The sequence below is a fragment of the Streptomyces sp. G45 genome (assembly GCF_049542095.1).
Classification (GTDB): domain Bacteria; phylum Actinomycetota; class Actinomycetes; order Streptomycetales; family Streptomycetaceae; genus Streptomyces.
The window spans coordinates 1069441-1091239 of record NZ_JBMUZU010000001.1 but is presented as its reverse complement, the minus strand read 5'-3'; the positions used below and the strand labels follow the sequence as shown (position 1 = coordinate 1091239).

Below are 21799 nucleotides of genomic sequence, written 5' to 3'. Positions count from 1 at the left end.
GGGTGTGGCTGGTCACCCGCACCGCGCAGGACGTCCAGGCGGCGCCGCGGCCCCTGTCCCTGGCGCAGGCCCCGATGTGGGGCGTCGGCCGGGTGGTCGGGCACCAGGAGTTCACCGGCATGTGGGGCGGCCTCGTCGACCTCGACGCCGGGCCGGACACCGACCAGGCGCGCCGCCTGGTCGAGGAGATCACCGCCGGGCACGGCGAGGACCAGGTCGCCTTCCGCGACGGGCAGCGGTACGTCGCCCGCCTCGCACGGTCGGCCAACCTCAGCCCCGCGTTCCCGCTCACCCTGCGCGGCGACGCGACGTACCTGGTCACCGGCGGGGCGGGCGCGCTCGGCCGGGTCGTCGCCCAGTTCCTCGTCGACCGCGGCGCACGCCACCTCGTCCTGATGGGCCGCACGCCCGTGCCGCCGCGCGACACCTGGGCGGGGCTGCCCGCCGACCACCCGCGGCGCGCGCTGGTCGATCAGCTGCTGCGGTGGGAAGGCTGTGGAGTGCGGGTCCACTGCGCCGCCGTGGACACCGCGGACGAGGGGAGCCTGCGTGCCTGGTACGAAGGCCACCAGCGGCAGGGCAGGCCCCCGGTCGCCGGGGTCGTGCACGCCGCAGGCGTCGTCGAGGACGAGCTGATGCTGCGGATGAGCCCGGAGACGTTCCGGCGCGTGCTGCGGCCCAAGCTGACCGGCGGCTGGCTGCTGCACCGCCTGTTCGCACACGCGCCGCTGGAGTTCTTCGTCCTGTTCGGCTCGGTCGGCTCCGTCATCGCCTCCGCGGGCCAGGCCAACTACGCCGCCGCGAACGCGTTCCTCGACGCGCTCGCCCAGCACCGCCGCTCCCGCAGGCTGCCCGCCCTGAGCATCGGCTGGGGGCCGTGGTCCGTCGGCATGGTGGAGCAGCTCAACCTGGAGCAGACGTACGCCCGGCGCGGCATCGACCTCATCACGCCGGAGGCCGGGACGCGCGTCCTGGGCCGCCTCATCGGCCAGCGCCCGGCCCATGTGGTGGCGATCACCGCCGACTGGACGACCGCCCGGTCGACGGCCCCGGCGGGACAGCTCCCGCCGATGTTCGCCGAGCTCGGCGTGGCGGAGACCGAGGGGCCCGGGGCCGCCGACGCGGCCGACGCCGACGCCGTCCTCGCGGCGCTGCGCGCGGCGCCCGAGGCCGACCGCCTCGGCCTGCTCGCCGCCCAGCTGCACGCCGTCGCCGCGCTCGTCCTCAAGCTGGACCCCGCCGAGTTCGACGACGAGGAGAACCTCAGCGACCTGGGCATCGACTCGCTCATGGCCGTCGAGGTCAAGCACCGGATCGAGGCGACGCTGCGCGCGGAGGTGTCGGTCCTCGACCTGCTCCAGGGCGTGACCGTCCTCGACCTGGCCACGCGCGTCCTGCCGCTGCTCGCGCTGGATGAGCCGGGCGACCCGGACGAGCAGACCGAGGCGGACGCGGACACCCCCGGCGCCCCGGACACCCCGGACGCGGGCCCGCGGCCACCCGCGGCCCAGGACGACGAACTCGCCGCCCTCCTCGCCGAGGTCCCGCCCGACGAACTGGCCCGGCTGCTCGACGAGTTGGAGCACGAGCCCGCCGAGCGGGAGCAGGCCCCCACCGACGACCCGACGGGAGCGCGGAACCATGACCCTGTCGCTTAGCGGACTGCGGCGCGCCGTGATGGGCGTGTCGGACGCGGAGGCCACCGCCTTCAGCCGGGGCGACACCCCGACGTGGCGGCACCTGAAGACCGCGGTGCGCACCGCCGTGGGCGGCTACCACGCCGTCCTGGACGGCAGCCGCCTCGACGACCTGGTGCCCCGCCTGGACCGGGTGCCGCTCGCCCTGCGCGGCTACGCCTACGAAGGCGCCGCCATGGGCCTGACCGGCCTGGACTGCTTCCTGCCCGGCACCTCCCGGCTCCAGGCGTACATGGCGGGCCCCGGCAGCCCCCACCTGTACATGGTCCACATCGGCGCGGGGGAGGCCCTGGCCCGGCTGCGCCGCAGGCCCGAGCCGTTCCTGCGGCGGCTGCCCGACCCCGCGCTGCGCTGGCTCGTGATGGACGGCTACGGCTTCCACGAGGGCTTCTTCAAGCCGCGGCGGTTCGTGGAGCGCCAGCAGGTGCCCGTGCACCTGTCGGCGTTCGGACGGCGCGTCTTCGACCAGGGGGTGGGCCGCAGCGTCTGGTTCACCTCCGGCGCCGACCCCGCCCACATCGCCCGCGCCATCGCCGCGTTCCCCGCGCACCGGCACGCCGACCTGTGGCTGGGCATCGGCGTGGCCTGCGGCTACGTCGGCGGTGTCGACCGCGCCACCGTCGAGGCCGTGCGGACGGCCGCCGGGCGGCACGCGCCCCGCGCGGCCGTCGGCACCGCGTTCGTCGCCAAGGGGCGGCTGCGCGCGGGCAACCCGACGCCCGACACCGACCTGGCCTGCGAGGTGCTCTGCGGCCTGCCCGCCGACCGGGCCGCGGCCCTCGTCGACCGCGCCTTCGAAGACCTGCCCGACACCCCGTCCGCACCGGCGTACGACACCCTCCAGCGACGCCTGGAGGCCGGTCTCGCCGCCACCGTGACCACGAGGGGAGACACCCCGTGACCGTGCTCGGAGCCGCGCTGCGGCCACTGTTCCAGGTCGCCCCGAAGGACCTTCCGGCCGCCGCCCTGGACGCCGGTGCCGCCTCGGAGCGGCTGAGCAAGGTGGTCTACACCGTGACGGAGTGCTGCCAGGCGACCCTCCTCACCCGGCGCGAGGCCACCCTCGTCCAGAAGCTGGACGCCTACCCCGAGGAACTGCGCGGCTTCGCCTACGAGGGCGCGGGCGTCGGCCTCGCCGCCCTGGACCACCTGCTGCCCTGGCAGCGCCGCACCCGCCGCTTCGTGGACGGCGCCGCGAGCCCCTACGTCTTCGCCGTCTACCTCGGCGCGGGCATGGGCCTGGCCCGGCTGCGCCGCGACCCCGAAACGTTCCGCCGCCGCCTGGGCGACGAGGTGTTCAACTGGGTGGTCCTGGACGGCTACGGCTTCCACGAGGGGTTCTTCGCCCACCGGCGGCACGTCCAGGAGCGCGCCACGCCCCGGCACCTCAGCGGCTACGCGCTCACGCCCTTCGACCACGGCCTCGGGCGCGCCGTCTGGTTCGCCACCGGCGCCGACGTCAAGCGGGTGGCGGCCACCATCGAGGCGTTCCCCGAGGCGCGCCGCGGCGACCTGTGGGCGGGCGTCGGCCTGGCCTGCGGCTACACCGGCGGCGTCGACGAGCCGACCGTGGCGGCGCTGCGCGCCCGCGCCGACGCCTACCGGGGGCGGCTCGCCGAGGGCGTCGTCGTGGCGGCCCGGGCCCGCCGCCAGGTGGGCAACACCGCCGAGCACAACGAGATCGCCTGCCAGGTGATCTGCGGCGTCGACAGCCGGGAGGCGGCGGACATCGCCGCCGCCGCGCTCGCCGACCTGCCCACCGACGAGGTCGAACCGGCCTACGAGATCTGGCGGCGGCGCATCCGCCGCCAGTTCGCCTGACCACTCACCGACACCTGCCTGTGCGGAGATGGGGGCACCATGTCCAACGCGGATATCGCCATTCGCTTCTTCCTGCAACTGACCGCGATCCTCGCGGTGTGCCGTCTCGTCGGCCTGCTCGTGCGCCGGATGGGGCAGCCGCTCGTCGTGGGGGAGATGATCGCCGGGGTGCTGCTCGGCCCCTCCCTGCTCGGCCTGATGTTCCCCGGCGTACAGGAGAAGCTGTTCCCCACCGGCCCGTCCATGACCATGATCTATGTGGTCGCCCAGGTCGGGCTCGTGCTGTACATGTTCCTGGTCGGCCTGGAGTTCGACACCGGGCTGATCCGGCACCGGCTGCCCAGCGCCGTGTCGATCTCGCTCGCCGGGGTGATCACCCCGATGGTCCTCGGCGCCCTCACGGCGGCGCTGCTCGTGCGGCAGGGCGACACGTTCTTCACCGACGGCGTCAAGAGCTGGCAGGCCATGCTGTTCATGGGCTCGGCCATCGCCATCACCGCCTTCCCGATGCTCGCCCGCATCATCTTCGAGCGGCGCCTGACGGGCACCTCGCTCGGCACCCTCGCGCTCGCCGCGGGGGCCACCGACGACGCGATCTCCTGGTGCCTGCTGGCCGTCGTGCTCGCCGTGTTCAAGAACGACATGCAGATCGCGTTCCTGGCCATCGGCGGCGGCATCGCGTACGCCGTCGTCGTCCTGACCGTCGGCAAGCGGCTGCTCGGCGCGCTCGGCGCCAAGGCCGAGCGGGACCGCGAGGTCAGCTCGCCCATGATCACGCTGACCCTGATGGTCCTGATGCTGGCCGCCTGGTTCACCGACTGGGTCGGGATCTACGCGGTGTTCGGGGCGTTCATCCTGGGCGCGGCCATGCCGCGCGGCCTGTTCGCCGAGCGCGTCCGCCAGTACTTCGAGCCGCTGACCGTGCACCTGCTGCTGCCGCTGTTCTTCGTGTACTCCGGGCTCAACACGGAGATCGGCCTGGTGAACAGCGTGGCCCTGTGGGGCGTCGCCCTGCTCATCCTGGTGGTCTCGGTCATGGGCAAGGGTGTCGCCTGCTGGTTCGCCGCCCGGCTCAACAAGGAGCCGCAGCGCGAGGCGCTGGCCCTCGGCAGCCTGATGAACGCGCGCGGCCTGATGGAGCTGATCCTGCTCAACATCGGCCTCCAGGAAGGGCTGATCACCCCGACCCTGTTCACCATCCTCGTCTTCATGGCCATCGCGACCACACTCATGGCCACCCCCCTGTTCGAGTACGTCTACGGCCGGTTCCGCCCCGACGGCGTCTCCGAACTGCCCCTCACCACGGAGGTCCCCGCGGGCCTCGCCGAGGCACCCGGAGGCCGCTCATGAGCCTGCCGCTCGGCACCCTGCTGAAGCCGGTGTTCCCGCTGTCCGCGGACGCCTTCCCCACGATGGCGGCGGAACGGTTCGGCGCCCAGGAGGACATGGACAGGACCTGGCACACCTTCGAACCGGTGGCCCGCACCCTCGTCGACAGCTTCTACATGACCCTGGACCACCCCCGCCACGACGACCTGGTGCCCCGCCTCGAAGCCGTGCCCCCGAACTGCGCGGCATCGCCTACGAAGGCGCGGGCATGGGCCTGATGCTGCTCGACAGCCTCTTCCCGCCCGCCAGGCGGCTGCCCGCGTTCGTCCACGGCCCCGGCGCGCCCTACCGCTGCCTGGTCTACATCGGCGCCGGGCTCGTGCTGCCCCGCGTACCCCTCAACCCGGGGCGCTTCCTCGCCCGCCAGGACCCGTTCCTGCGCTGGCTGGTACTGGACGGCTACGGCTTCTACGAGGGCTTCTTCTCCTGGCGCGACACCGTGGAGCGGCACGCCCTGCCGCGCCGCATCGGCGGCTACGCCGCCCGCGCCTTCGACCAGGGCGTCGGCCGCAGCCTGTGGTTCTCCACCGGCGCCAACGTCGAGCGGATCATCGACACCATCCGCGCCTTCCCCGACCGGCGCCAGGGCGACCTGTGGAGCGGCATCGGCCTGGCCTGCGCCTACGCCGCGGGCGTCATGGACCGCGCCGCCGTCGCCACGCTCCTCGACGCGGCGGGGAGCCACCGCGCCGACGTCGCCACGGGCACCGCGGTCGCCTCCGTCTTCCGCGAGCAGTCCGGGCAGCCCGCCCCGCACACCGACCTGGCCTGCCGGGTCGTGTGGGGCAGGGGCGAGGCGGCCGTCGCCGCCGTCGCCCACGAGGCCGGGCGCGCCACCAGCCGCGCGGGCCTCGCCGACCGCCCGGGCACCCCGCCCGCCTACGAACGCTGGCGCCGGGAGATCCGCGCCGCCTGGAGCAGCGCGCCGGTGGCCGCCGCGACCGCCGAGGAGGTGCGCGCATGACCGCCGCCGGAGCCATCCGCAGGCGCCTGTTCGGCATCCCCTCGGCCCGGGCCGTGTTCTCCCGGCCGGGCTTCGCCCCCGAGGCGTGGGAGCGGTTCGCCCCCGTGGCCTGCTCCCTGATGGAGGGCTACCACGCCGCCCTCGAGGACCCCCGCCTCACCGTCCTCACCCCCCGCCTCGACGCGGTCGAACCCGCCCTGCGGGGCTTCGCCTACGAAGGCGCGGGCATGGGCCTCGCGGCCCTGGACGCCGTCGCGCCCCGCAAGCGGCGCCTCGACGCCTTCGTCGCCGGACCGGGCGCCGCCCACATCTACCCGGTGTACGTCGGCGTCGGCCTCGCCTACGCGCGGCTGCGCCGGACGCCGGAGAGCCGACTCGCGGGCCTGGACCCGCTGCTCGGCTGGGTGACCGCCGACGGCTACGGCTTCCACGAGGCCTTCTTCAAGCGGCGCCGCTACGTCGAGCGCCACGCCGTGCCCGCCCGGCTCACGGCGCACGGCCGCCGCTGCTTCGACCAGGGCGTGGGCCGGGCGCTGTGGTTCTCCAGCGGCGGCGTCGTCGACCGCGTCACCCGTCTCGTCGATGCCTTCCCCGCCCACCGGCACGCGGACCTGTGGAGCGGGGTGGGCCTGGCGTCGGCCTACGGCGGCGGCGCCGACGAGGCCGCGCTGCGCTCGGTGCTGCGGCACGCCGCCGCCTTCCGGCCGCAGCTGGCCCGGGGCGCGGCGACCGCCGCGTGGGGCCGCCGCGCGGCGGGCAACCGCACCGAGCACACCGACCTCGCGTGCCGGGTCTTCTGCGGCCGCGGCGACGAGGAGGCCGCCGCGGCCGTCGAGCGGGCGGCCCGCGACCTGCCGGTGATCAGCGTCGAGCCCCGGTACGAGATCTGGCGCAGGCGCACGGAGGAGGCACTGGCGGCCTGAGCGCCACCGCTCCCCTGGCCGCAGGGACCCGCGACACCCGGAGCACCAGGCACACCCGGAGCACCAGAAACACCCAGAGCACCAGAAACACCCAGAACCCACAGAACCTCCAGAACACCAGGAACACGAGGAACATGAGGAAAGGGATTCGGCCGTGTACGACGCCATCGTCATCGGTGCCCGCGTGTCCGGCGCACCCACCGCCCTGCTGCTCGCCAGGAAGGGGCACCGGGTGCTGCTGCTCGACCGGGCCACCTTCCCCAGTGACACCGTCTCCACGCACATGATCACGGTCGAGGGCAGCGCCCAGCTCAGGCGCTGGGGCCTGCTCCACCAGATCGAGGCGTCCGGGTGCCCGGCCGTGACGAACATCGTGCTCGACCTGTGCTTCGAGCGGTACGGCCACTTCACCCTGGAGGGCTTTCCGTACCCCGACGAGGACGGGTTCGCCGCCATCTACGCCCCCAAGCGCACCGTCCTCGACAAGATCCTGGTGGACGCCGCCGCGGCGGCGGGCGCCGAGGTCCGCGAGGGCTTCTCGGTCCGGGAGGTCCTCACCGAGGGCGGCAGGGTCGTCGGCGTACGGGGCCGGGGCGCCAGCGGCATCCCCGTCACCGAGCGGGCCCGTGTGGTCGTGGGCGCGGACGGGCTGCGGTCGATCGTCGCGCAGACCGTGTCGGCGCCGGAGTACCACGTGGTGCCGCCCAAGGCCTTCGGCTACTACACCTACTGGGACGACGTCCAGCTCAAGGGCCTTGAGTTCTTCACCCGCCCCGGCAGCACCGTCATCGCGTTCCCCACCCACGACGAGCAGGCCGCCGTGTTCATCGAGCGGCCCGAGCGCGACTTCGCCGACTTCAGGTCCGACGTGCACGCGGCGTACCTGAAGACCGTCGACGACATCGCGCCGGACCTGGGCGCGCGCCTCGAAGGCGGGCGCCTGGCCCACCGGTTCATGGGCGCGGGCAACCGGCCCAACTTCTTCCGCAAGCCCTACGGCCCCGGGTGGGCGCTGGTCGGGGACGCGGGCGTGCACAAGGACCCGATCACCGCCCAGGGCATCACCGACGCCTTCCGCGACGCCGAACTGCTGGCCCAGGCCCTCGACGCCGGGTTCCGCGGCCGCATGCCGCTGGAGACGGCCCTCGCCACGTACGAGTACCGGCGCAACGAAGCGCTCAAGCCGCTGTACGACTTCATCGTCGACCACGCGGCGATGGAGCCGTTCGACCCCGCGTTCCAGGACGTCCTCGCCGCGATGCGGGGCAACCAGGACGCCATCAACCGGTTCTTCGGGGTGATCCAGAACACCGTTCCCTGGGCGGAGTTCTTCTCCCCGCAGAACCTGTCGGCGCTGATGGGCCTCGCGGACGCGGCACTGCCCGCCGAGGCGGAACTGCCCGGTGACGCCGAGGTGCCCGCCGTCTCCGCGGAGCCGGAACTCGCCGACGCCGGGTGACCCGAAGACCGTCGTCCAGCGGAACGGCGCCACGCCCGGGCGCCGTTCCACCGACCTCGCCACGGGGGAGAATCCCATGACGTACGTGATCACCGAAGCCTGCGCCGGGAACAAGGACACCGCCTGCTGGGAGGCGTGTCCCGCCGACGCGATCCACCCCGGCCCGGGGGACGCCTCGTTCGGGCAGCACGTCCAGCTCTACATCGACCCCACGGAGTGCATCGACTGCAGCGCCTGCGAGCCGGTGTGCCCCGTGGAGGCGATCTACCCCGAGGAGGACGTGCCGGAGGAGTCACGGGCCTCCATCGACGTCAACCGCGCCTTCTTCGCGGCCCGCACGGCTTAGGGGCCCGGGGTTCGGGGGAGTGGCCCGGTGCCTAGGGGCGGTTGTCGATCAGGTCCTGGATCTGCGGATAGATCAGGCTCATCCGCGTGCCCACGTTGTGCGGGCAGGAGCCGCCCCAGTGCAGGGCGATCACCTTGTGCGAGGAGGCGGCGAGGACGGGGGAGCCGGAGTTGCCGCCGGAGGTGTCACAGGAGTACCCGACGTCCTCGGTGCCCATCTGGGTGTTGCGGATGGCGCAGTAGGCGCCGCCGTCGCGCTCCTCGTACAGCGATATCCGCTTCGGCCGGGTGTCGCCGTGGCCGATCACATAGGCCTGCTCGTTCAGGACCGGTGCGCGGGTCTCCAGGAAGAGGGTGCCGAACTGGGTGATCCGGTCGAAGTCGTCGACGCTGAACAGCGAGAAGTCCAGGGCGGGCGAGGTGCGCAGGAGCCGGTTCGCGCCGACCTTGGTGCCGGGCCGCGGGTCGTTGCCGCCGCAGGTGGCGCAGTCGTAGTCGAACTGCACCTCCATCGCGTCGAGTTCGGCCTGGGACTTCACGCAGTGGTTGTTGGTCATCATGTGGTTGCCCCGGCCCACGCGCCAGGCCGTGCACCAGCCGCCGCCGTTCTTCAGCATGCGGGCCACGCCGCGCGACGCGGCGTACTGCGCGGGGTGGCTCGCCTGGTAGCACACCGCGTCCCGGCGGGCGTCCGCACCGCAGACACTTCGGGTGCCCACCGGGTTGGCCGCCTTGATCTCCGCTTCGGTGTAGCCGCGCCAGTAGCGGTCGAGCACGGCCGTCGAGCCGTGTCTGGCGCGGGTGTGCAGCGTGACCACGGCGGTGTCGCCGTCGACCGACATCGCGGCGAAGCCGGTGCGGCCGTGCCGGGTGAAGCCGGAGTCACCGGGCGCGGCGGCGCCGCGCGTGGGATCGCCGCGGTACGTGTGCACCTCGCGTCCCTTGGGGTCGGCCACCGTCAGATAGTCGCCGGGCGCGAGCGTGAGCCGGGAGAGGTGCACCTTGACGTAGGAGGCGCCGCGGTGCCGGATCTCCTGCCGGTCGTGGGAGGCGTCGAGGGTGCGGCCGAGGGCCTTCTCCTCGCCGACGGACAGCGGCGGCGTGGGCCGGGCGCTCCGCGGGGTGGCCCGGCTGTCGTGGGGTGCGGTCTGGGTGCGTGCCGACGCGGACGTGCCGCCCGCCGCTTCGGCCGGGCCCGCCGCCGTCGGTGCGACGGGGACGAGGACGGCCGCGGCCACCAGGGCCGCGGCCATGAACAGGCGCTTCACCACGGGTACCTCCTCAGTACGTTGGCTGAAGACGAAACTGTTGCGCAGGATAGATCTGTACATGACAAGCCGTGAGGCGTACGTCGGTCAGAAGTAGGCCGACGGGGAGGGGTGGGGCCGTCGCGTGGCGGCAATTGGTCTGTACCTGGGGGTCGTCGCGGCCTCACGCTGTTGACGCATGCATGTCGGCATCACCCTGGTCTCGAAAGGTGCCTGCCATGTCCCCCCACTCTCTGGAGCACCCCGAGCACACCACCCCCACGCCTCCCGACGCCCTCACGCCTCCCGGCACTCCCACCCCTCCCGGCACCCCCACCCCTCCCGACGCCCCCACCCCTCCCGGCACCCGCGCGATCGGCCTCGCCCGCCGCGTGTTCCTCGGCTCCCTGGGCGCCGCCGCGCTCGGCGTCCACGCGTCCACCGCGCGGGCCCTGCCCTCGCCGTCCCCGCCCCGCCCGGCGCGCGCCCCCGCCGAGGAGCGGCTCGCCTTCCTCGGCACGTACGGCGACGGCATCGTCACCTGCGCCTACGACACCGCCACCGGCGCGCTCACCCGGCGCGGCCGCTTCCCCGCGGTGACCAACCCGTCCTTCCTCGCGGCGGCCCCCGGCGGCCGGGTCCTGTACGCGCTGGACAACGGCGGACCCCAGGGCGCGGTGCGGGCGTTCACCATCGGCGCGGGCGGCGCGCTGACCCCGCTCGGCGCCGCCCGGTCCACCGGCGGCGCCAACGTCACCCACCTCGCCGTGCACCCCACCGGCCGCTACCTGCTCAGCGCGAACTACGGCGCCGGAAGCGTCGCCGCGCACGCCCTCGACCACGACGGCGGCGTCGGCGCCCGCACGGCCCTGGTGCGGCACACCGGCTCGGGCCCCGACCCCGGGCGCCAGGAGGGCCCGCACGCCCACCAGATGCTCACCGACCCCAAGGGCGGCCACGTCTTCGCCGTCGACCTCGGCACGGACACGGTGTATACCTACCGGCTCGACCTGCCCACCGGCGCCCTGCACCCCGTCGCCGAGGCCCGCTCGGTGCCCGGCGCCGGACCCCGGCACATGGTCTTCCACCCCACGGCCCCGTACGCGTACGTCGCCAACGAGCTGAACAGCACCCTGACCGTCTACTCCTACGACGCGGCCACCGGGGTGCTCACACGGGGCGAGAGCTGGCCCACCGTCCCCGGCAGGTCCCCCGTCCGCACCTACCCGGCCGAGGTGACGATCTCGGCCGACGGCCGCTTCGTCTACCTCTCCAACCGGGGGCACGAGAGCGTCGCCCGGTTCACCGTCACCGACGGCGGGGCCGCCGTGCGCCTGACGGACACCGTGCCCTGCGGCGGGTCCTGGCCCCGTCACATCAGCCTGTCGCCCTCGGGCACGCTGCTGTTCAGCGCCAACCAGTACGGCAGGACCGTCGGCGTCTTCACCGTGGACCAGGGCACCGGCGCGCTCACCCCCTCCGGGGCGCCCTTCGCCACCTCCTCCCTGGGGTGCGTCCTGCCCCTGTGAGCCCCCCGACGTATGGCCGTTTCGCCGTGCGGCCCGGTGCGGGCGGGCCACTATGTGCGTCTACACACGCACGAAGGACCGCACGCACGAAGGACTGGGGGCACGCGGTGACCGAAGAGGAGGCGCGGCGGCGGCTGCGCGAACTCCTGACCCATGCCCGCGCCAAGCGCCGCCTCGCCATGGCGGCGCTGGCCCGGCGCGCGGGACTCGGCAGAACGACCGTCAGCCAGGCCCTGAACGGGCGGCACGTGCCCAGCGAGGCCACCCTCGTCGCCCTGGCCGGGGCCCTCGACCTCGACCCGGACGAACTCCTGCGGCTGCGCCGCGCCAGCCTCGGCGCCACCCGCGCGGCCCACACCGAGGGCCTGTCGCCGCAGGACATCGGGTTCGAGGAGCGCTATCTGGCGTACCTGAAGCGGCGGCACAGCTCCCTGACCGTCGTCGGCCTCGACCTGCGCGGCCCGGCCCAGGCCAGCTGGCCGCTGGACGCCGCCTACCTGAGCCTGGAGCTCGCCGAACGCGACCTCGGCTGGGGCTACCCCGCCGGGCGCGCGGGCGCCCAGCAGCGCGTCGAGCGGGCCGAAGTCGCCCTCTCCGGATCCCGGCGCACCCTGATCCGCGGCCTCGCGGGCAGCGGCAAGACGACCCTGCTCCAGTGGCTGGCCTGCGCGACCGCGACCGCCCAACTGCCCGCGCCCCTGGAGGAGTTGCGCTCGTCGGTGGCCTTCGTGCTGCCGCTGCGCACGCTCGCGCGCCGGGGAGAACTGCCCGAGCCCACCGCGTACTTGGAGGCCGTGGGCTGCCCGTTCGCCGCCGCGCAGCCGGAGGGCTGGATCGACCGGGTGCTCGGCGCTGGGCGCGGGCTGCTGCTGGTCGACGGCCTGGACGAGGTGCCCAAGGCGATGCGGGAGCGGACCGGGCACTGGCTGCGCGACCTCGCGGCGGCCTACGGGCGCTCCCGCCTGGTCGTCACGACCCGCCCCAACGCCGTACCCGACTTCTGGCTGAGCGACCTCCAGTTCCGGGAGCTGACCGTGCGCCCGATGAGCCGCGGGGACGTCGGCGTGTTCGTGTCCCGCTGGCACGCCGCCGCCAAGCGGGAGGCGCCCGACAAGGACGTGCGGGCCCATCTGGACGTCCTGGAGGCCGAGTTGCGCGACAAGGTCCGCGCCAAGCGCGACCTCGCCCTGCTCACCACCACGCCCCTGCTGTGCGCCCTGGTGTGCGCGCTGCACCGGGATAGGCGCGGACGGCTGCCCCACGACCGCATGGAGCTGTACGCCGCCGCCCTGTCGATGCTGCTGATCCGCCGCGACCAGGAGCGCGAGGTGAACGCCCCCGAGGGCGTCGAGCTGAGCGAGCGCGAGAGCATCCAGCTCCTCCAGAAGCTGGCGTACTGGTTGATCCGCAACGGGCAGACCGAACTGTCCCGCACGACGGCGGAGTTCCTCATCGACGAGGCGCTGCCGCTGATGCCGAGCGTCGCCGAGCAGGGCGACGCCGCGGCCATCCTCGCCCACCTCCTCGGCCGCACGGGACTGCTGCGGGCCCCGACGGCGGACACGGTGCATTTCGTCCACCGCACCTTCCAGGACTACCTGGGCGCGAAGGCGGCGGTCGAGACCAAGGACCTCCCGCTCCTCGTCAACAACGCCCATGACGACCAGTGGGAGGACGTCATCCGCATGGCTGTCGCCCACGCCCGCCCGGACGAGCGCGCCGACCTCCTCGGCAGGCTCACGGAGCGGGCCGCGGTCAACGGGCAGAGCAGCACCCGCCTCACCCTGCTCGCGCTCGCCTGCCTCCAGCACGCCACCGAGCTGTCCGCGTCGGTCCGCGCCGAGATCCAGGCCAGGGCCGACGACCACCTGCCTCCCCGTACGGACGCCGAGGCCGACGCCCTCGCCCAGGTGGGCCCGGTCGTCCTTGACCTGCTGCCGCCCCCGGAGCGCCTGGCCGACGACGAGGTGCCCGCCACCATCCGCACGGCCCAACGCCTCGGCGGCGACCCCGCGTTGACGTACCTGAAGGCCTTCACCAGGCTGCCCGCCGCCGACGTGGGCCCCTGGCTCGCGCAGGACTGGTCCGGCTTCGACCCCCAGACGTACGTGTCGGAGGTCCTCACGCCTGTGGCCGCCGCGGCGGACGTGATGGTCCAGGTCGACGACGGCCGCCAGGCGGCGGCCCTGCGCCCGCTGCCGGTGACGAAGGCGCACTTCCGGGGCGCCCACGCGCACGCCGACCTCGCGGGCTTCCCCCACGCGCCCGGCGTCACCACGCTGGTCGTCGGCGGCGGCGCCGCCGTCACCGGCCTGGCCTGGCTCCGCCCCTACGCCGCCCTGGAGGACCTCACCCTGTACGGCCTGTCCGGCCTGACCACCCTCCACGGCCTGCGGGTGGGCCACCTCACCGGCAGGCTGACCGCCCTGCGGCTGCGCGCCCTGCACCCGAACCTCGACCTCAGCGCCCTCAACTGGCTCACGGGCCTGCGCACCCTGTCCCTGCACACGGAGCTGGCCCCCTACCTGGACCTGGTGGGCCTGCTGCGCGGACACGACCTGCGGTCCCTCACCCTGGGCCACGAGGTGATCTCCGACGAACCCCTCAAGGCCCTCTCCAGCTGGCCCGGCCTGGTCCACCTCGGCCTGCCCGCCTGGCAGTTCACCACCTACGCGACGGAGGTCAGCGGCCTGCCCCGGCTGACCCGCGTCGAGCTGAGCCAGGTCGACCTGACGGACCGCGACCTGCACGACATGCCGCCCCTGCCCCGCATCAGGGACGCCGTCCTCACCCAGGCCACCGGCGACGACCTGACCGCCGTCGCCCGCCTCTTCCCCTACGCCCACACCCTCACCCTCACCGCCGCGACGCCCACCCAGTCCCTGGACCTGACCCCCCTCACGGCCCTGCCCGCCCTCGAACGCCTCGACGTCATCGGCTTCCACGGCACCACGGGCACGGACGCGTTCCGCGCGGGCGTGGTCCGGGCACGGCCCCGGAGGCGGGTGGGGAAGGGGGTGGGGGTACGGGAGGGCGAGGCGAGGGCGGTCTAGACCGAGGCGGGCCCCCGCTTCCCCCTGCGCCGATCGCGCCGACCGTGCCCGCCCGCGCTGATCCTCCGGCCGGGCATACCCGCCGGTTCGTGGGGTACCGCGTGTCCACTGATGGTCATCGTGCACCGCGCCCGAACGAAGGACTCTCGCATGGCGGGCCGCATCGACTCCCGTGCCGACGTGACGCGTACCCCGCGTACGGCCCGGCGCCCCTGCCCGGCGCGCGTGCGCCGGGCCGCGCAGTGGTGGCGGCGCGCCGTCACCCGGTCGGGCCACGAGCGGCACGCCGCTCTGCTGACCGGCAAGAGCGCCCTGGCGGCGACCCTCGCGTGGTTCGTCGCCGATCACGTGCTGCACACGCGGTCCCCGGCGTTCGCCCCGTTCTCCGCCGTCCTGGTGATGCAGACGACCGTCTACCAGTCGGTGCTGCACGCGCTCCGGTACGCGGGCGCGGTCGTCGTGGGCGTCGCCGTGCAGGCGGCGCTGTGCCTGGTGCTCGGCCCGGGCCTGGTGGCGTTCGCGCTGGTCGCGCTCGTGGCGCTCGGCATCGGCCGGTGGGCGAGGCTCGGCTCGCAGGGCATCCAGGTGCCGACGGCCGCGTTCTTCGCGTTCGCCACCTACGTCGCCGCGAGCGGGGCCGCTGACCGGCTCGCCGACCTCGGCGAGATCGTGCTGCTCGTCCTCACCGGCTGCGCCCTCGCCACGGCCCTCCACGTCACGGTCGTACCGCCGATGCGCCACCGCAGCGCCGAGTTCGGCATCGGCGTCCTCGCCCACGCCCTCGCCGAGCTGCTCGCCGACGTCGCCCACGCGCTGCGCGAAGGGGAGGCGGGCGAGCGCGGCGGCGTGCGGCGGCGCCGACGGGTGGACCACACCGACGCCCTGATCGCGCAGGCGCGGGCCGACCTGCGGACGGCCCGGGACAGCGTCTCCCTCAACCCGCGCCGCCTGCTGCGCGCGCACCGCGAGCACACCAGCTTCGACGGGTACGCCACCGTGCTCGAAGCGCTGGTGCGCACGCTCTACCAGGTGGCCTCGCTGCACCGCGCTCTCGACCGGTGGCACGAGGACCAGAACCAGTACGAGGACCAGGAGTTCCTGCGCGGCTACGCCCGCCTCCTGGACGCCTTGCGGGAGTACGCCCGCGTCCTCAGCGACCTCGACGCGGCGCGTCTCCCCGCCCAGGCACGCCAGCTGCGCCGCCTGACCGGGGAGGCGGGCGAGCTGCGCCGCGCCCTCGCCGACGAGGCCGTCCGGCGGGAGCTGCCGCTGGGCGATCCGTCGTGTCCGTACGGAGTCCTCGTGGTCGAGGCCACCCGTCTCTGGGAGGAGTGCCGACGGGGCTCCGAGGCGCTGAGGCGGTGGGCGCGGGGCTGAGCGCCCACGCTGCGGAGAGCCGTGGGGCGGTGCGGTCCCTTTGCGGTGTTGCCTAGGGCTCCGGTCGTGAGCCAATGGGGGAGCGGGCACCCGCCGTACGTGGGAAATGGGGCGGGCGCGGGGTGCGCGAGGGGCGTGGAGGCCCGGAAGGTGCGAGCCGGAGCGAGTTCGTGGGTTTTCACGCGACGGCGTATGGCGGATCGTGGCAGGTACCCGTTGGCCGCGATCAGTTGCGTTCTCAGATGACCAAAGCGTGGCCATTCGCGCCGTAGAAATGTTCGGCGAGGAGGCTCCGGAAGGGATTTCGCACGCTGATGCGTCCGATTGCCCGTTAGTGCCTCACTCTGATGGCCGAATGGCGTGAGCGCCCGCTAGGGTCGCGCCGGAGAGGCGGCCCCGGTCTCAGGCTGGCACCTATGGCGGACCAGGGCCCCTCCGCATTTTGACCAGCCGTCAATTCCCGAAGGAGAAAGATGACTGAGCACAATGTCGCCCGGGGCACCGTGGTGTCCGGAACGATCCCGGACGGTAGCAATACCGGCTGGCATTCCGCACGTTCGCGTGCCTCCGCTGTCACGCCCGGCCCGGGCCCGCTCCTGATATCGATCCGCGGAGGCGGCCCAGGGCGCGGCGGTGGCGACGACGGAGGGAGGAGGGCCCGTTGACACGTGGCACCTCTCCGCCGACGGCCTGCGTGGTGTGTGACGCGCCGCTGGTGCAGCGGCCCGGCGCGGGACGGCGGCGGCGGTACTGCGGCACGGCGTGCCGACGCAGGGCGCAGCGGCTGCGCCAGGCGCGCGCCGCGTCCGCCAAGGACCAGCAGGGCCCGTTGGGGCGGTCCGTGGCCGCCGAAGTGCACCGTCTGGCACGGCAGTTGCTGGACGCCGAGGCGCGCGCGGAGGACCTGGGCGCGCTTCTCGACCGTGCCGAGGCCGTCCGCCGGGAGGTCGAAATCTATACCGCGGCCGCGGTCCAGGACGCCCGTCACCGGGGTGCGAAATGGGAGGCGATCGCCGAGGCGGCCCATGTCGCGCCGGACACCGCCCGTTCCCGCTGGAAGCCGGAGCGGGTGGCGCGCATGATGGATCTGCACGCCAACGACAAGCGGGTGACCCCGCCCCGGCCCCGCCAGGGCGGCGCCCGGCGCCGCGCCGAGGGGGATGAGGGCGCCGGGACGCCAGGGATGTCCGGGGTGACACGGGTGCCGGGGGCGGCGAGGGCGCAGGGCACGGCGGGGGCGGCGCAAGGCGTGGCGAGGGCGGCGCAGGGCGTGGCGGGGGTGAAGGCTCCGGTGGGGGCGAAGGGTCCGGTGGGGCGGCCGCAAGACGCGACCGCGGACACCGTGGAGGTCCAAACGACCGACTCCGTCAGGCAGTTGGCGTCCGCCCTGACGCAGCTTCAGGCGAACAGCGGCATGACCATCCGCGAGGTCGCCGACTCCACCCGGCTCTCCCCGTCGTTCATCTCCCGCGTCCTGTCGGGCGACCGCCTGCCGAACTGGGACCTGGTGTGCTCGCTGGCCGTGCTGTTCGACTCGGACCCGGCTGATCTGCACATGCTGTACGAGGCGGCGCACGGCATCACGGCCCCCGCGCGCCAGTCCGTGGTGGGCGCCATAGCGGCACTGCACGCGGCGGTGCGCGGACTGTATCTCGCCGCCCGTAGACCGCCGGTGACGGAGATTCAGCGGCGGAGCGGCAACGCGGTGAGCGCGACCGTGGTGCGCCGCACCCTCGCGGGCCTCGACGTCCCCGAGTGGCCGGACCTGCAAGCGCTGATCACCGCGCTGGGCGGGCGGCCCGCCGACATCAAGCCGCTGTGGGAGGCGGTGCACTACACCTTCCTCATGTGCGACGACCCGCGCCGCCCTGACGGGGCGGAGCACGCGGCCGAGCCCCGGAGGACGGACCGGTGATCCCCGAGGACGGTCCGCGTGAGCCGATACCGGGGCCGGGCGGCGGCCGGTTGGCGCGCCGCCCCGCCGCCATCAGGGCGGACCGCTCCCAGCGCCTGCTCCTCGCGGCCTTCCACGCCTTCCGGCAGCGCCATTACCAGCCATACCTCCAGTACGCCGTCCTCCGGCTCGGCCGCAGGGCGCCCGCGGAGGCGGCCGTGGCGGCCACGTTCACCGAACTGGCCGTGTCCTGGCACATGATCCTGGGCAGCTCCGAACCGGCGGCGATCGCGTGGCGCACCCTGCACGACCACGTCGACGAGGCCCAGGACCACGCGATGAAGCCCCCGTCGGGCGGCGGCGCCGCGCGGGCCCTCGAGCGGGACGCCCATCTGCTGCACGACGAGCTGAACTTCAGCCGCGAGCGGGCCGCGGAGATGATGGGCATCGCCTCCACCGACCTGCCCCGGCTCCTGGAGTCGGAGTCCGCCCAGGAGGGCCCCTCCAGGGGGCGCACCTCCTAGGGGGCGTCCTCTGAAGGGGCTTCCTCCAACGGGTGCTCTTCAACGGGTGCTCTTCAAGGGGTGCTCTTCAAGGGGTGCTCTTCAAGGGGGTGCTCCTCCAAGGAGTGATATCCGGCCGACAGCACCTGCCCCACCGTCTCGCTGCGCTTACACTCTGTCGCGGCGGCGCACGCCACCAGGCGTGCCACGGGTTCGGGGGCGGACATGGACTTGCCGTACGGTGTAGACGTCAACACGCCGAGCGTGGCCCGTATGTACGACAGCCTGCTGGGCGGGCAGGACAACTACCCCGCAGACCGCGCGGCCTGCGAGGCCCTGCTGGAGCACGTCCCGAGCATGCGGGAACTCGCCCTGAACAACCGGCAGTTCCTGCGCCGCGTCGTCCACACCCTGGCGGCCGATTACGGCATCCGCCAGTTCATCGACCACGGCTCCGGACTGCCCACGCAGGACAACGTGCACGAGGTGGCGCAGCGCGTCCACCCCGGAAGCCGGGTGGTCTACATCGACAACGACCCCATCGTCCGGCGCATCGGCGGCATCCTCCTGGAACGCAACACCAACACCGCCGTCCTGGAGGAGGACATGCGCGAGACGGAGAAGATCTTCTCCAGCGAACCGGTGCGCCGACTGATCGACTTCAGGGAGCCGATCGCCGCGCTGTTCGTTTCCGTGCTGCACTGCATCCCCGACAGCGACCGCCCCGCCGACCTGATCGCCCGGGTGGCGGACAGGCTGCCTGCGGGCAGCATGATGGTGGTGTGCCAGCTCGTCAGCGACTCGCCCCGGATCCGTGACTTCGTCACCACGTTCATGGCGGAGCAGACGCGCGGCCACTGGGGGCGCGTCCGCGAGAAGAGCGACGTGGCCGACTTCTGCGCCCCGCTGGACCTGGTGGAGCCGGGCCTGGTCGAGGTCTCGACGTGGCGTCCCGGCAACGATGACGTTCCCGCTCAACTCACCTGGGAGTGGGAGGAGTACGGCGGCGTCGGCTTCGTGAAGATCTGAGGAGTCCGGGGGCCTCGCGTCGCGCGTGGGCGGTGGTCTGGATGCCGAGTGCGCGGGCGGCTCCGCTGTCGGGAGCGTCGACCCCGCTGCCAGGCGTGTGCGGCGGACCCTACTGCCAGCGCTCCAGTGCCTCCTCCAGCAGGGAGCGCGAGTGCTGGGCCAGGGACGCCACCCCGCACAGGTTGTTGAGGACGGCCAGATAGCGCTCGGCGTTGGCAGGTTTGTCGTGGTAGACGGCGCCCTCGTACTGCTCCAGGTACACCATGTCGGGAAGGTAGTCCGGAGTGAAGAAGCGCAGATGGACCACGGGGTGCCCGATCACTCCCGCCGCGCCCACCTCCAGTGGGGCGATCTGTAGGTAGAGCTGGTAGGGGAGTTCCTCCAACAGCTCCAGCAGATATCGAATTTGACGGTACATCACGCCGGGGGTGCCGATCTGGCGGCGGAGCACTTCCGAGTCCATCACGGCCAGCAGGACCGGGGGTTGTGTCGGTCGGCGCAGCATCTGCAAGCGCTGGCGTCGCAGCCGGACCAGGTGGTCGATCTCCGCCCGGGGGAGCGTGGGGTGCGCGGCGCGGAGCACCGTCTGAGCGTACTCCTCGGTCTGGAGCCAGCCCGGCACCAGCTGGGGCTCGTAGGAGATGATGCGCCGCGCGGCGGGTTCCATGGCGAGCAGGGGCCGCAGCGACGCGGGCGCGACCTGGGCGTAGGGCTGCCACACCTCCGGCTGGGCGGCTTCCCGCACCAACAGCGCGATTCGATTTCGCTCTTGAGGGTCCCTCACCCCGTACAGGTCCAGGAGCCGTTCGACCTGGTCTTCCTTGAGTGCGCCGAGGCCGGTCTCGACCCGGCTGAGTGTCGACTCCGATGCGCTGATGCAGCGGGCGGCCTGCCGGGAGTCGACCCCGGCGTGGTCACGGCAGCGGCGCAGGTGCCCGGCGAGCGCTCTGCGATGCGCTCCGGCTCCCCATTCCGGGCAGTGCGGAAACCCCAGAATCGACGGCGCCTTCCTCTCGGCTGCCATACCGGACTCTCTCTGTCGACTTCAACCAGAGCCCGAGTATGGCAGCACGAGTCATGCGTGTCAGGAACTCACCACGGCTTAGCCCTGAGTGGCTACGCGGCGCGTGGCTCCTCGGTGCGGGCTACACCGTGAAATCGAACTCTCCGCCTTTGGCGCCCGCGAGGAACGCCGCGATCTCGTCCTTCGTGTAGATCAGGGCGGGCCCTTCGGGGAAGCGGGAGTTGCGGACCGCTACGTCCCCGCCGTCCAGTACGGCGATCTCCACGCAGTTTCCATTTCCGCCGCTGTGGCTGCTCTTGCGCCACACGGCGTTCTGAATCGCGTTCGCGTTCATGCCGTTGTGCACCGGCTGCACCATCCTCACCCCATCTTTTCTGGCCTCGCCTGGTGAACGCCCCTCTGCGGCCGGTCACCAGTCGGCCGTATGTGCGGATTCTTCCGTCCTGCAATTGCAGGATCCCGCTTGCAGGAACGAGCGTCAGGCCGGAATAGTGACGGCCTGGACGGCACGATGTGCCCAGTGCGCGGCGACGCTAACGGGGGACGGGCGATGACTTCACGCTGTGACGACACCTGTAGACCGCCATCCGGACCCTTCTCACCAGCAAGTCCGTCATCCTCGCTGTTCCTGGGCGAACCCCTGGCCCGCACTCCGAATCTCGCGGTGCACTGCGGGCTCGGCAGCACCCCTTTCGCCGCGCGACGCATCCCTCTCACCGCCGAATGCTGCGCTGTCGCCCGGGAGTTCACCCGCGCGGCTCTGTACGGCTGGAATCTGCACGGAGTCTGTGACGACACCGTGCAGATCGCCTCCGAGCTGGTCGCCAACGCCGTGCGCCACGGGCGGACCCGTACCAGCGCGCCGGACACGAGCCAGGCCGCGGTGTGGCTCGCCTTGACTCCGCGCCCCCACACCTTGCTGTGCGTCGTCCGTGATCCCAGCCGCCGCCTTCCCCGGTACACGCCGCCCGCGCCGCTGGCCGAGCGCAACCGCGGCCTGCCCATCGTCAGGGCCCTGGCGGCGAGTTGGGGCTGGACCAACGACAGCCAGGCCCATGGGAAGACGGTCTGGGCCCGGGTCGCGCTGCCGTAAAGCTGAGGGATGAAGGCCTCGTCACCGGGGTGCGGTCGGGGTGGTGAGGTCGGCTGTGGGGCCGGTCACGGAGTCTGCCGCTGGGTGCGCCTTGGCGAGCGTACAGACGTTGTCCGCACACTGCCGTTCGAGACGGCCGCGGGAGACGGTCTGCGCCAAGCCGACCAGCCAGCAGGTGGGGCAGCCGCGGAAGGCGATCAGGGCCAGGGGGGCCGCCAGCAGGGCGGCCGGGCCGACGGTGGGCACCAGGCCGATGGAGCCGATCAGCAGCCCGAAGCCGAGGGCGCCGCGCGCCAGATGGCGGGGGACGGACGTGCTGGCGAAGTTCCGCGCGGGCACGGCGGGTTGTGGGGCGGGTCGGGCCTTCGGCTGGGGTGAGGCCTCCGGTGTCCTGTGCGGGCGTTCCACAGTGTTCAAGGCGTTCGCGGAGTTCAGGGCGTTCAAGGCGTTCG

The 21799-nt window shown here is 73.3% G+C and carries 20 protein-coding genes; 16 read left to right on the top strand and 4 right to left on the bottom strand.

Annotated features, from left to right (window positions below):
* Nucleotides 1-74: 74 nt before the first annotated feature.
* The 9 genes from ACOBQU_RS04570 to ACOBQU_RS04530 all read left to right on the top strand — a co-directional run bounded on the left by ACOBQU_RS04570 (nucleotide 75) and on the right by ACOBQU_RS04530 (nucleotide 8599).
* Complete coding sequence (locus ACOBQU_RS04570; protein WP_423634248.1) at nucleotides 75-1658, top strand: beta-ketoacyl reductase; 1584 nt, start codon at nucleotides 75-77, stop codon at nucleotides 1656-1658.
* Nucleotides 1642-2598 (top strand): DUF1702 family protein, encoded by a 957-nt coding sequence (locus ACOBQU_RS04565; protein WP_423624610.1) that lies wholly within the window; start codon nucleotides 1642-1644, stop codon nucleotides 2596-2598. Before ACOBQU_RS04570 ends, ACOBQU_RS04565 begins: the two co-directional genes overlap by 17 nt.
* Nucleotides 2595-3518: a DUF1702 family protein gene (locus ACOBQU_RS04560; protein WP_423624609.1), complete on the top strand. Its 924-nt coding sequence runs from the start codon at nucleotides 2595-2597 to the stop codon at nucleotides 3516-3518. The genes ACOBQU_RS04565 and ACOBQU_RS04560 overlap by 4 nt, the downstream gene beginning before the upstream one ends.
* A gap of 39 nt (nucleotides 3519-3557) precedes the next feature.
* Entirely contained in the window at nucleotides 3558-4868 is a 1311-nt protein-coding gene (locus ACOBQU_RS04555; RefSeq protein ID WP_423624608.1) for a cation:proton antiporter, read from the top strand.
* On the top strand, nucleotides 4865-5125 hold the full coding sequence (locus ACOBQU_RS04550; RefSeq protein ID WP_423624607.1) for a hypothetical protein: 261 nt from the start codon (nucleotides 4865-4867) through the stop codon (nucleotides 5123-5125). The genes ACOBQU_RS04555 and ACOBQU_RS04550 overlap by 4 nt, the downstream gene beginning before the upstream one ends.
* The gene (locus tag ACOBQU_RS04545; protein WP_423624606.1) at nucleotides 5116-5871 is read left to right on the top strand and encodes a DUF1702 family protein; all 756 of its coding nucleotides are present in this window, start codon (nucleotides 5116-5118) and stop codon (nucleotides 5869-5871) included. Before ACOBQU_RS04550 ends, ACOBQU_RS04545 begins: the two co-directional genes overlap by 10 nt.
* Entirely contained in the window at nucleotides 5868-6794 is a 927-nt protein-coding gene (locus tag ACOBQU_RS04540) for a DUF1702 family protein (protein WP_423624605.1), read from the top strand. Before ACOBQU_RS04545 ends, ACOBQU_RS04540 begins: the two co-directional genes overlap by 4 nt.
* Before the next feature lie 154 nt (nucleotides 6795-6948).
* Nucleotides 6949-8253, top strand: a complete 1305-nt coding sequence (locus ACOBQU_RS04535) for an NAD(P)/FAD-dependent oxidoreductase (RefSeq protein ID WP_423624604.1) — start codon at nucleotides 6949-6951, stop codon at nucleotides 8251-8253.
* Nucleotides 8254-8329: 76 nt separating this feature from the next.
* A complete protein-coding gene (locus ACOBQU_RS04530; protein ID WP_423624603.1) occupies nucleotides 8330-8599 on the top strand; it encodes a 4Fe-4S dicluster domain-containing protein in 270 nt (89 codons plus the stop codon).
* Between the two features lie 31 nt (nucleotides 8600-8630).
* Here the strand turns inward: ACOBQU_RS04530 and ACOBQU_RS04525 are convergent, their stop codons facing one another.
* Entirely contained in the window at nucleotides 8631-9869 is a 1239-nt protein-coding gene (locus tag ACOBQU_RS04525; RefSeq protein ID WP_423624602.1) for a trypsin-like serine peptidase, read from the bottom strand.
* 215 nt (nucleotides 9870-10084) lie between these two features.
* On the opposite strand from ACOBQU_RS04525, the gene ACOBQU_RS04520 reads away from it, so the two are divergent.
* The 6 genes from ACOBQU_RS04520 to ACOBQU_RS04495 all read left to right on the top strand — a co-directional run bounded on the left by ACOBQU_RS04520 (nucleotide 10085) and on the right by ACOBQU_RS04495 (nucleotide 19230).
* Complete coding sequence (locus ACOBQU_RS04520; protein WP_423624601.1) at nucleotides 10085-11374, top strand: lactonase family protein; 1290 nt, start codon at nucleotides 10085-10087, stop codon at nucleotides 11372-11374.
* Between the two features lie 107 nt (nucleotides 11375-11481).
* Entirely contained in the window at nucleotides 11482-14427 is a 2946-nt protein-coding gene (locus ACOBQU_RS04515; protein ID WP_423624600.1) for an NACHT domain-containing protein, read from the top strand.
* Between the two features lie 150 nt (nucleotides 14428-14577).
* Nucleotides 14578-15804 carry an FUSC family protein gene (locus ACOBQU_RS04510; RefSeq protein ID WP_423624599.1) on the top strand — a complete coding sequence of 409 codons (1227 nt, stop codon included), beginning with the start codon at nucleotides 14578-14580 and terminating at the stop codon, nucleotides 15802-15804.
* Nucleotides 15805-16465: 661 nt separating this feature from the next.
* The gene (locus ACOBQU_RS04505) at nucleotides 16466-17719 is read left to right on the top strand and encodes a helix-turn-helix domain-containing protein (protein ID WP_423624598.1); all 1254 of its coding nucleotides are present in this window, start codon (nucleotides 16466-16468) and stop codon (nucleotides 17717-17719) included.
* Nucleotides 17716-18222, top strand: a complete 507-nt coding sequence (locus ACOBQU_RS04500) for a hypothetical protein (protein WP_423624597.1) — start codon at nucleotides 17716-17718, stop codon at nucleotides 18220-18222. Before ACOBQU_RS04505 ends, ACOBQU_RS04500 begins: the two co-directional genes overlap by 4 nt.
* Before the next feature lie 204 nt (nucleotides 18223-18426).
* Nucleotides 18427-19230: an SAM-dependent methyltransferase gene (locus tag ACOBQU_RS04495; RefSeq protein WP_423624596.1), complete on the top strand. Its 804-nt coding sequence runs from the start codon at nucleotides 18427-18429 to the stop codon at nucleotides 19228-19230.
* A gap of 109 nt (nucleotides 19231-19339) precedes the next feature.
* Here ACOBQU_RS04495 and ACOBQU_RS04490 read toward each other — a convergent pair whose 3' ends face one another.
* Together ACOBQU_RS04490 and ACOBQU_RS04485 are read right to left on the bottom strand one after the other, a co-directional pair.
* The gene (locus ACOBQU_RS04490; protein WP_423624595.1) at nucleotides 19340-20254 is read right to left on the bottom strand and encodes a helix-turn-helix domain-containing protein; all 915 of its coding nucleotides are present in this window, start codon (nucleotides 20252-20254) and stop codon (nucleotides 19340-19342) included.
* Between the two features lie 121 nt (nucleotides 20255-20375).
* Nucleotides 20376-20612, bottom strand: coding sequence for a DUF397 domain-containing protein (locus ACOBQU_RS04485; protein WP_423624594.1), 237 nt, complete (start codon nucleotides 20610-20612; stop codon nucleotides 20376-20378).
* A 66-nt stretch (nucleotides 20613-20678) separates the two neighbouring features.
* Here ACOBQU_RS04485 and ACOBQU_RS04480 point away from each other — a divergent pair, with 66 nt between their 5' ends.
* The gene (locus ACOBQU_RS04480; RefSeq protein ID WP_423624593.1) at nucleotides 20679-21347 is read left to right on the top strand and encodes an ATP-binding protein; all 669 of its coding nucleotides are present in this window, start codon (nucleotides 20679-20681) and stop codon (nucleotides 21345-21347) included.
* 21 nt (nucleotides 21348-21368) lie between these two features.
* Here ACOBQU_RS04480 and ACOBQU_RS04475 read toward each other — a convergent pair whose 3' ends face one another.
* Nucleotides 21369-21791 (bottom strand): hypothetical protein, encoded by a 423-nt coding sequence (locus tag ACOBQU_RS04475; RefSeq protein WP_423634246.1) that lies wholly within the window; start codon nucleotides 21789-21791, stop codon nucleotides 21369-21371.
* Nucleotides 21792-21799 lie beyond the last annotated feature (8 nt).